At 43.8% G+C, this 9,421-nt stretch carries 6 protein-coding genes and 2 pseudogenes; 3 read left to right on the top strand and 5 right to left on the bottom strand.

Annotated features, from left to right (window positions below; genetic code table 11):
- Positions 1-723 (top strand): 4-hydroxybenzoate octaprenyltransferase (gene ubiA, locus BG74_RS03425; RefSeq protein ID WP_244267228.1); only part of this gene is annotated, 723 nt, incomplete at its 5' end.
- 168 nt (positions 724-891) lie between these two features.
- On the opposite strand, the gene plsB is transcribed toward ubiA, so the two are convergent.
- Positions 892-3,354, bottom strand: a complete 2,463-nt coding sequence (plsB, locus tag BG74_RS03420; RefSeq protein ID WP_066596624.1) for a glycerol-3-phosphate 1-O-acyltransferase PlsB — start codon at positions 3,352-3,354, stop codon at positions 892-894.
- A gap of 374 nt (positions 3,355-3,728) precedes the next feature.
- Between plsB and lexA the strand changes: the two genes are divergently transcribed.
- Together lexA and BG74_RS10410 are read left to right on the top strand one after the other, a co-directional pair.
- A complete protein-coding gene (lexA, locus tag BG74_RS03415; RefSeq protein WP_066596623.1) occupies positions 3,729-4,337 on the top strand; it encodes a transcriptional repressor LexA in 609 nt (202 codons plus the stop codon).
- A gap of 426 nt (positions 4,338-4,763) precedes the next feature.
- Positions 4,764-4,904 (top strand): annotated as a pseudogene (locus BG74_RS10410) (CsbD family protein); the annotation flags it as partial.
- Between the two features lie 855 nt (positions 4,905-5,759).
- On the opposite strand, the gene BG74_RS03410 reads toward BG74_RS10410, so the two are convergent.
- The 4 genes and pseudogenes from BG74_RS03410 to BG74_RS21160 all read right to left on the bottom strand — a co-directional run bounded on the left by BG74_RS03410 (position 5,760) and on the right by BG74_RS21160 (position 8,568).
- Positions 5,760-5,906 carry a hypothetical protein gene (locus BG74_RS03410; protein WP_187202563.1) on the bottom strand — a complete coding sequence of 49 codons (147 nt, stop codon included), beginning with the start codon at positions 5,904-5,906 and terminating at the stop codon, positions 5,760-5,762.
- A gap of 1,536 nt (positions 5,907-7,442) precedes the next feature.
- Positions 7,443-7,884 (bottom strand): annotated as a pseudogene (locus BG74_RS20420) (transcriptional repressor).
- 145 nt (positions 7,885-8,029) lie between these two features.
- A complete protein-coding gene (locus BG74_RS21165; protein ID WP_066596618.1) occupies positions 8,030-8,335 on the bottom strand; it encodes a hypothetical protein in 306 nt (101 codons plus the stop codon).
- 17 nt (positions 8,336-8,352) lie between these two features.
- Positions 8,353-8,568: a hypothetical protein gene (locus BG74_RS21160; protein WP_066596617.1), complete on the bottom strand. Its 216-nt coding sequence runs from the start codon at positions 8,566-8,568 to the stop codon at positions 8,353-8,355.
- Positions 8,569-9,421: the final 853 nt, after the last annotated feature.

Below are 9,421 nucleotides of genomic sequence, written 5' to 3'. Positions count from 1 at the left end.
GTGTTTATTCTAGGTGTCTTCTTTATGCGCGCCGCTGGTTGCGTGATTAACGATTATGCGGACCGTAAAATAGACGGCCATGTAAAACGTACTCGCGCCCGCCCCTTGCCCAGCGGTGCAATCGGCGAAAAAGAGGCCAAGCTGCTATTTGGCACTTTGGTGGGGATTTCGTTCGTACTGGTGTTAACGTTGAGTAGTATGACCATCGCGCTGTCAACGGTAGCTCTGGCAATGGCGTGGGTTTATCCGTTCATGAAGCGATACACGCATTTTCCGCAGCTGGTGCTGGGCGCGGCGTTTAGCTGGTCCATTCCGATGGCGTTTACCGCTATCAGTGAGTACTTACCTTTAAGTTGTTGGCTGCTATTTCTGGCAAATATCACCTGGACAGTTGCTTATGACACCCAATATGCAATGGTGGATCGTAATGACGATCTGCGTATTGGTGTTAAATCCACCGCCATCCTTTTTGGTCGTTTTGATAAACTGATCATCGGGTTGCTGCAACTGGCGACACTGGTGTTGCTGGGTGTTATCGGCTGGCTTGTCGGGCTCAGTCGTATTTACTATATGGCTCTGGCAGGCGCTGCGGCATTGTTTCTCTGGCAGCAAAAGCTTATTGCCAACCGAGAACGACAGGCCTGTTTTCGGTCGTTTCTGAATAATAACCTCGTTGGGATGATAATTTTTATCGGCATTTTACTGAGTTTATTGCCGCATTAAACTCATTCATTTAAACGCATACTAGCGTGAAATAACTGGGTTTTCACTATCTTATTGGGCAGCGTAGGCGGTTATCGGCTCGATGGGTGGTGGAGCAGCGGCTCCGGACGCTTGTTCCGTAGCGTCGCCGCGGCACTTTCGCCATCGCGTCCTATAGCGGTTTTATGCTTATCTCGCTGGCAGCGCTGCGATAACTGGCCCGTTCACCAGTAAACTAGTGCCTTCGATAGTGCCGAAGACGTTCGGCGTGATCAACTCACTAAGGATATCGCACATCTCGCTGACTTTCTCATTGATGGCGTCGCCAGTATCGACGATATATTCCTCGGCGCGCAGCGTCGCCACCAGAGTCGAAAATACCGCTTTATCGAAAAACTCCGGCGCGTTGATACCGTGCAGTACTGATAGCCGCTGCGCCATAATTCGGCTCTCTTTTTCCAGCGTGCCGCGGTCAAGCTGTGGATTGGCGCGCAATAATAAAAAGGTTATGGCGTAGCGCTGCAGCGTTTCGCTCACGCTGGCGGCCAACAGCTGTAGGGCATGAAGACGCGTTTGCGCCGGATACAGCAGCATTTCCCGCGTTTCTATCAGCCCCTGACGCGCCAGTTCGGCAATGAGACTGTCGATGACCGGTAGCAACTGTTGTTTGTTGTAGCACATAAACAGCTCCGCTTTTAGGAGCGGGTATAATAGCATGATCCGCTGGTGTAGCTGCAGGTACGCGATTCCCGGACGGCCGCAAATAACACTCGCTACCAGTGACGGCAGGATAAACAGATGTTGAATATTATTGCGGTAATAGGCCATCAATACGGCCTGATCGCGTGACAAACAGATGATATCGCCGATGTTATCTTGCTCGACGGTAAACTTATTCATCGTCAGCGCGTGGGATAAAAGCGCCTCCGGCGTCGAATTGGGTATCGTGATGTCCGGTGCATAGGGAACATTGCGTAGCAGCTCCAGATAACAGGCCAACTGCGACAGCAACTGCGGACGGGTGAGGGATCGCTGGTGCGAGGCCAGCAGCACGGTGGAGCACAGATTAATGGCATTGGCCGCGGCGGCGTTGTTGATCCGCACCATAATGGTAGCCGCAATGTCATCCACCACCGGCGCCAGCCAGCCTGGGCGTTGAGCCTCGATAGGATCGATGGAATCACGCCACTGCGGCACTTGTTGCGACAACCAGGTGGCCAGGGGCAGCGGATCGCCAAAATTAACATAACCCTGACCGAGATTGCGTAATTTGCACAATCCACGCAGCATTTGCCAGAGTCCCTCTTTCTCTTTAGCCGCGCCGCGCAATTCCTTAGCGTAGGTCGCTACCTCCATCACGTACTCATAGCCGACATAAATCGGCACCAGGGTAATGGGTCTGTTGCCACCACGTAGTATGGCCTGAATGGTCATGGTCAGCGTACCGGTTTTCGGATCCAGTAGTCGCCCAGTCCGAGAGCGGCTCCCTTCGATGAAATACTCCACTGAATAGCCGTGGGCGAATAACTCGACGAGATATTCGCGAAAAATAGTAGAGTAGAGCTTATTACCTTTGAAGGTGCGACGAATAAAAAACGCCCCTAGGCGACGGAATATCGGGCCCGCCGGCCAGAAATTGAGATTAATGCCGGCAGCGACATGCGGTGGCACCAGCCCTTGATGGTAAAGCACATAGGAAAGCAGCAGATAATCCATATGGCTGCGGTGGCAAGGCACATAGACGATTTCATGGCCTTTTTCCGCCAGTTGACGGACCCGCTTGGCATTGTGCACGTGCAGACCTTGATACAGCCGGTTATAGGTCCAGCTCAGCACCCGGTCTGAAAGGCGGATCGCTTCATATGAAAAATCAGCAGCGATCTCTTCCATGAGTTCAATGGCATTTTGCTGGGCTTTTTCCATGGAAATTTTCTTACTGCGCGCCTCATCCTCCACCGCTTTTTCAATAGATTTTGAGGCCAGTAGCTTATTGAATAGATCTTGACGTACCAGCAGCCGAGGCCCCGCCGCCGCCAGACGCTGCCGGGCAAAGTGAATGCGCGCGACCCGAGCGAGTTTCTGAGCGATAGACTTGTCAGTGCCGTGCTCAGTGGCTATATAGAGCAGCGATAACGGCCGCGAGAACCGTACGAAGCTATCGCGTCCGAGCCATAGCACCGCGAAGAACTTCTCGATACTGTTCAGCAGTCGTAACAACTGCGGTGCCGGCTGACTGGATTGCAACTCTCTGCCGGGCGAATGGCCGAACATAACCGATACCGCTACCAACTGCACATCCAGCGCAGGATTCGAGCGGTGCAAATTAAGATAATTATGAAATAGTAAAACCGACTGCGTTTTTTCGGCGTACCACGACAGTGCGCGCGGTCCGTCATGAATAAAAACATAGCGCGGTAGGGTGATGCCATCGATATGCAGCGGTGTCAGCGGATCGGGCAACCCCTGTTTCAGACATTGCATGCGTAACGTGAGCAAGTCCACTTTAGAATTATAAGGAAGCACATACATCATGGGCTGCCGCGGATCGAGGCCAGCTTCAGCGCCCGGATCGGCCGGAATAACTTTACTTTTTACCAGCAACTTTAGCGGTAACTCCAGAAAATTATAATAAATTCTACGCCAACCTGACATGTTTTTGTGAATCCTCTTGTTAAAATACGATGCAAGAATACCAAAAACCATGCTGCGGATCTGTGGCGGCGTCAGTGTTGGAGACACAGCGGCAACCGCTGCAGCGTCGTGTGCAAAATTAGTGCTCACCGGGTTCGGGTTCCATAGCGCTCGCGGGTAATAAGGCCTGGGTAGGAGCGGCTAATCAAGGGATACGGGGCAATGGTTTGAGCGATACCCGCGCTGTGTCTCTGGACGCCCGAGTTGCCGGTAACTGCGCAGCAAAGGGCTTATGTTATCGGTGAATGGCACTCTATTTCGCACGTTTTCGGTTTTTAATTGGTAATGACCTGTATATACTCTCAGAAAGACTGTATAAAAAAACAGAGGGAGGAATGAAAGCTCTAACCACTAGACAACAAGAGGTTTTTGACCTGATCCGCGACCGTATCACGCAGACCGGCATGCCACCCACGCGCGCCGAGATTGCGTCATGTCTGGGGTTCCGTTCGCCCAATGCGGCGGAAGAGCATTTGAAAGCACTGGCGCGTAAGGGCGCTATCGAAATTGTCTCCGGCGCTTCGCGCGGTATCCGTCTAATGATTGAAAAGGAAAGCGGATTGCCGTTGATTAGTCACGTGTCTGCTGGAGAGTCTCTGTTAGCGAGACAGCATATTGAAAGCTATTATCAGGTGGATCCCACTTTGTTCAAGCCTCACGCGGATTTTCTGCTGTGTGTTAGCGGTATGTCAATGAAATATATTGGTATTATAGACGGTGATCTACTGGCGGTCCATAAAACGCAGGAAGCCCGTAATGGTCAGGTCATCGTGGCTCGCATTGACGATGATGTCATCGTCAAACGGCTAAAACGCCAGGGAAACATCGTCGAATTATTACCTGAGAACAGCGAATTTTCCCCCATTGTGGTGGATCTGCGCCAGCAGGAACTAACCATCGAGGGGCTTGCGGTAGGTGTAATACGCAACGGAAACTGGCTATGATCGTAGCGCAGCAGACAGAGCTGTCCGTTTTCCTAGCAAATGACGTCTCGGTTGCCATGCTGCCTGTGCCCTTAAGCTCCCGGTGCTGCTCTCTACTGGAGAAACTACTCTCGGCGGAGATATAGAGACACCTTACGGCTCAGCTCTCCCACTCCATTTCTGCCGCACGCTATCTTGGCACGATGCGACTTACCCTCATCGTTATTCGCTTGTGTGCTGGTGTTTCGGCAATCATCTGCACCCAGCACCGGTTTATGCCTGGATGCTGCCCGTGTTCGCTGAATGGAAACGGTAGATCTGCTTGCGCCCTGTTCCTGTAAATGCGACACTATTCGTTTGCCACTGCCATGAGCCTGAAAACGTAAGACTGGATGAGTACCTGACATGAATAAAGACGAATCCAGCGGCAATTAGAAAAAATTCAATGGTAAAATAAAAGAACAATGTGGTAAAATTACAGATGATGATTTGACCGTGCTGGAAGATAAACGCGATAAATTATTCTCTAAAATACAGGAAAGATACGGATACGACAAAAATACGGCCGAAATAGAAGTGAAATATTAGGAAATACATAATAAATATATTTGGTAAGTGGTTTCAGGTTATAAAGGGTAGTAGGCATAATCGGTCTCCCACTGAATTTTTCCTATCTATACCCAAAGGTACAGGGATGTATCACCTACTTCATTAAGGTGCTTACTTTTCCCATGAGGTGGGGTGATGGGGCTGCTTGAAAACTAAGATAATTTTTCTCCTCCATTGTTTGAAAATAATATATCTCACAAATGTATTGCTACTAGTTGAAGTTCATATCGAGGTTATTTACTAGATTTTGTTTGTATGATAATGTAAAGTGTTCTCCTGTCGTTTTTTTTCTAACATAAATCCTTCTCTAATTATCCCCTGGTCAATGAATGATTCTCTGCGCTTATCAACTTTTCTGAGCTATGATGGCCGTCAATTCTCCTGTTTTTCTTGTCTATTATAGACTATCTCAAATTTTAGGTTGTAATTATAAATAATTTCGATGAAATATATGGAACTTTAAGTCTATTACCAGTCATTACTTTTCTCATCCTTTAAACTGATTAAATATCATGTCAATTCTCTCGGGTAGTAATCCTCAAAATATACCCATCATAAGTAATACTTCTTCTTTATTGTAATATACCCATATCTGGTATCCATCGTTGGTGACGATTTTTATCTTTTTATAGATTTCTGCCACTGAAGGAATAAATATTTTATAGGCCCACCCCATTGTATATTTTTATAAGAATATTATCGTAGTAATTTATAACTATTCGATAATATATTTTCAATTTTTTATTGTGAAATGATGAGATTTTTTCTCATATGAATAATCAATAAGTTCATATCGTAACGCTTCAATATCGAACTAGGTTTTCTCATTATATATTAATCAATACCATAATCGATTTGCCATTTGATGATATGATTGTCCTTATGATTATCGTCAAGGTACTTATTATCCATTGACGCCGGCGCTTTGGACGGCAGGTCCTGCGGTTCACTCTTCTCAACTTCCGTCAGTTCCTTTGCCAAGATGGATAATTGTAGAAAGTTAATAGCCTGTTTGTACTCATCTAATCTCTTTTTGTTGAAAAAACCCATGTTTCAAAAAAATGATTTTTGGCTCTTTTTATTAACCATATCGTGCCAGATTATTTAACGCCATTTTCACTTTTTCAAAATGGGAATTTAGATAAGTGTGCCAAAAAGGCGTTGAACGAGTTCGATCACACCGAAACCATTATGTATTTGTCCGTTCATCATAATAATGATTTGCTAGTAATTATTAATTAATTTCTTAAGGATTTCATCCTGTTCGCTAAAAAAACCAAAAAGCCCTGCATGCTAATAGGATGAGTTAATTTATTTATATATAATAATTATTATATTGATTTCGATATTTTCTGCTAATTTTTTCTTTTAACCATGTTATTAACTGATCATTCAAAGACATACTATTTTGAGACCGAGATTAGTATTCAGATATAAAATATGATGTTCATTAAACCAAATGTCAATGCACATGGTATTATCGTGATAGTGAATACTAAACTTATCTAAATAGCAATGACATAAGTTTACTAAATCTTGGTCTAAGGAGTAATCATGTCTTCTACTCATTCTAACATCATAATTTCCTAGCATAAGTATCATAGCGTTATGAAATTCTTTGGGAAAATAATTTCTTATGATTGAAAACGATTTTTCTCACTTACAGTTCATGTCACCGACATCACCAGCTATAATTAATGCTGTAACCCAATTTTTTGCCATATTTATTAATGATATTTCTAGTACATCATTTTCATATTTCCCATTTTAGTGAATATCACTAATTAATATAAAAATTATATTTTTCTCCTTGGTGGTTGACATTATCCCATCAATGATGTTTAATACTATTATAACTTTATTTATATATTATTAGTTTTATATCATGTTTTGTGACAATGGATGAGAAATAAATTATGCTATTGAGAGAGTTAGTAGGAGGGGATATCATCGCGTCAAATAATAGAAGATCACTGCATAAATAATATATGATAAAATGTGATAAGGCAAATATAAATTAAACTAAATGTTACGTCGTCCGTATTCGATAATACCGTGCTTATGTGCAATATTGCCACTAAAACAACGTTACTATAAATACTGCTATTAACAATAATGGATTAATTCCATACCTTAGGTCAAGTAATGTCGAATGTTATCACATCAGTGCAGAGCTCTTATTCTGGCTGCAATTTCATCCTTCTCACCCTATTCTTATGATAGGAGGGTAAAATTAATAATGAGGGGTCAAATAGGAAAGTGGTAGGTAGCCTTTTAACTATGTGGCGTCGAAGAATAACGCAATTGATGTCTATCATAGGGGGAGTAGTCAACGGCGATGACGCTACTCGTATCCTACGTGCCCTATTTACTTATGCTAAATTTCGGCGCTCTTAGCCTACCCTATCACATGGTTCACTATCCCGTCTTCGATAAAATTATCCCCAGTAAGCTGGGAGGGACTTTTCATCGTTTTTTAATTGCAACGCTATGGTCATGTTCGCACGCGTCATGATGCTAACAGGCCTGTACTTTAGCACACTGCGGACAGAAATCGCGCACTTCTACTACGTTATGGGAGAGGGTAAAACCGGAGACGGCTGCCATAAAATGTAATATGTCTTTAATGCACTGTGTGGTTTGGTCACTGACTAAACCACACAGTGGGACGGTTCAAAAAGACGATGATACAGCACAAAGCTATTAGTAAAGCTATTGGTATATTCGGACGCGGTGAACAAACCTTGCTAAAGAGAAAATCTAGGACGCGGTAAACGGTCGGTAATTTTTTAAGGTTCAGACTGACATAATAAATCTAAAAAAATCATAAGCACTTATGCATCTTTTTGCTGAGACATCAGGCGCAGTACTTCCAGCCTCTGCGGCGGCAAGCGACATTGCTCTGCTCGAACAATTGTTCGACCTGGCTAATAAGTGGGTTTTTAGTAGTGGCTTTCATAAAGATCCCCGGTTACGGTTCCTCAAGTTATATTATCATGAAGGAAAAAATACAAATAAAGGTGCCTTGACCATTGTATTGGTGGGGATACAGATTATCTGTGACTCTACCGGCAATCTTCAAAATATGATAGATAATCAATTTATTATCTGCGTTTGATGTTGATCTTATGTGATGACAGCATTTTATCTTTGATATTCAAATGCGCACAAATAGATTTCGTATTCTCGACAGCCATCCACATAGCCAGAATTTCCTTTTCTATTTTACTGAATCTCAGCAGTGAACAGAGTTTCACTCTGTTGGCGAGAGGAGACTTTTCTTGACTAGTGAAATAGCGTAATAGATGTGTAAAGCTGTCAAGCGTAAGAAATTTATAGGTCAAGATAATATTGCTTTTAAGGGGGATAATAGCGTTATAGAAAATTTTTTCATTACCAATGAAAATCACAAAAATTTGTGTGTCAACTATTCAATTAATGTTTTTAAAATGTAGTCGTCATCTTTTGAATGCATATATCTCTGACTAATTATGACAATATCAGGAATAATTCTATGGCAAAGAATATCTAATTTCAGAACATCATTAAGAGTAAAGATACTTCCTCTCACTCCGCCATCAGTTAGTAACGACTGTATCGCACTACGGGTAAATATATAATGATCAATGATAAAGGCTATCATATTGCTCAGTCTGGTATCTTTTTCACCATAGGGAAAAAGATATTATTATGTTTCCTACATAGTAGGCCTCAGAAATTCGTGTATCGCCGCCATTTTCTAGGCTGCGCAGGCAGGTGCTGTTGATTATGAATCGGAAGTTAATAGAAGAAATAGCCTACTAATATTATGCATAGTTGTTCACGGTCGAGTGCGTAGAGCTGTGGTCCTTTGCCTTGGGAAACACCGGCATGCATTTTTAATACCCAGCTATCTTTTGATAGAACAGATGTGCCATTTTGTAAATCTACACTCTGGGTATTGGAACGCAATATGAGCAATGTGGGATAGAGTGATCGCATTAGCTCCTGATTAAGGTTATCCATAGTGGGTGTAGGTATGCCAAGCCCGGCCGCTGCAGGCGAACGGCTGCGGCACCTATCGCGTTAAAGAATTAAGCAGCTAGAATTAATAAAAGATGTAAAATGCCTATCCGCTACATTACAAGTTAACTGGCACTCGTTATTCAATTCTGGTAGGCCGCCGATTATTTGCATGCGAAACTGGCATCTGTCGGATACAGCGATATTAGGATAAAGTGGTTAAATCGTGTCATCCTTCAGTCAGGTAATGTGGAAAGTAGCCAGAATAACCTATAGGGTAAAGGGTGCTAAGGTGTTTTGGCCATGGCTTTATTTTTTTACTTTCCTACCGAACGCCTGATGGGTGTGAAGGGTTGTCTTCGACAGAGCCACCGGCAACCGCTAATTTATGCTAGAATCTTCCTGAAAAATTCCCTGTCGGTTCCCTTTGTCCCGTGTCGCGTGGGGTAGCTGATTGCCTGAACAGACGTGAAAATATCAACTATGCTTGAAAA

The sequence above is a fragment of the Sodalis-like endosymbiont of Proechinophthirus fluctus genome (assembly GCF_001602625.1).
In the GTDB taxonomy this organism is placed as follows: domain Bacteria; phylum Pseudomonadota; class Gammaproteobacteria; order Enterobacterales; family Enterobacteriaceae.
This window is presented reverse-complemented; position numbering and strand designations above follow the sequence as displayed.

Excerpts from the sequence above, each read along its gene's own strand:
- plsB (WP_066596624.1), bottom strand. The coding sequence starts at position 3,354 with ATGTCAGGTTGGCGTAGAATTTATTATAATTTTCTGGAGTTACCGCTA.
- lexA (WP_066596623.1), top strand. The coding sequence starts at position 3,729 with ATGAAAGCTCTAACCACTAGACAACAAGAGGTTTTTGACCTGATCCGC.
- BG74_RS21160 (WP_066596617.1), bottom strand. The coding sequence starts at position 8,568 with ATGATAGCCTTTATCATTGATCATTATATATTTACCCGTAGTGCGATA.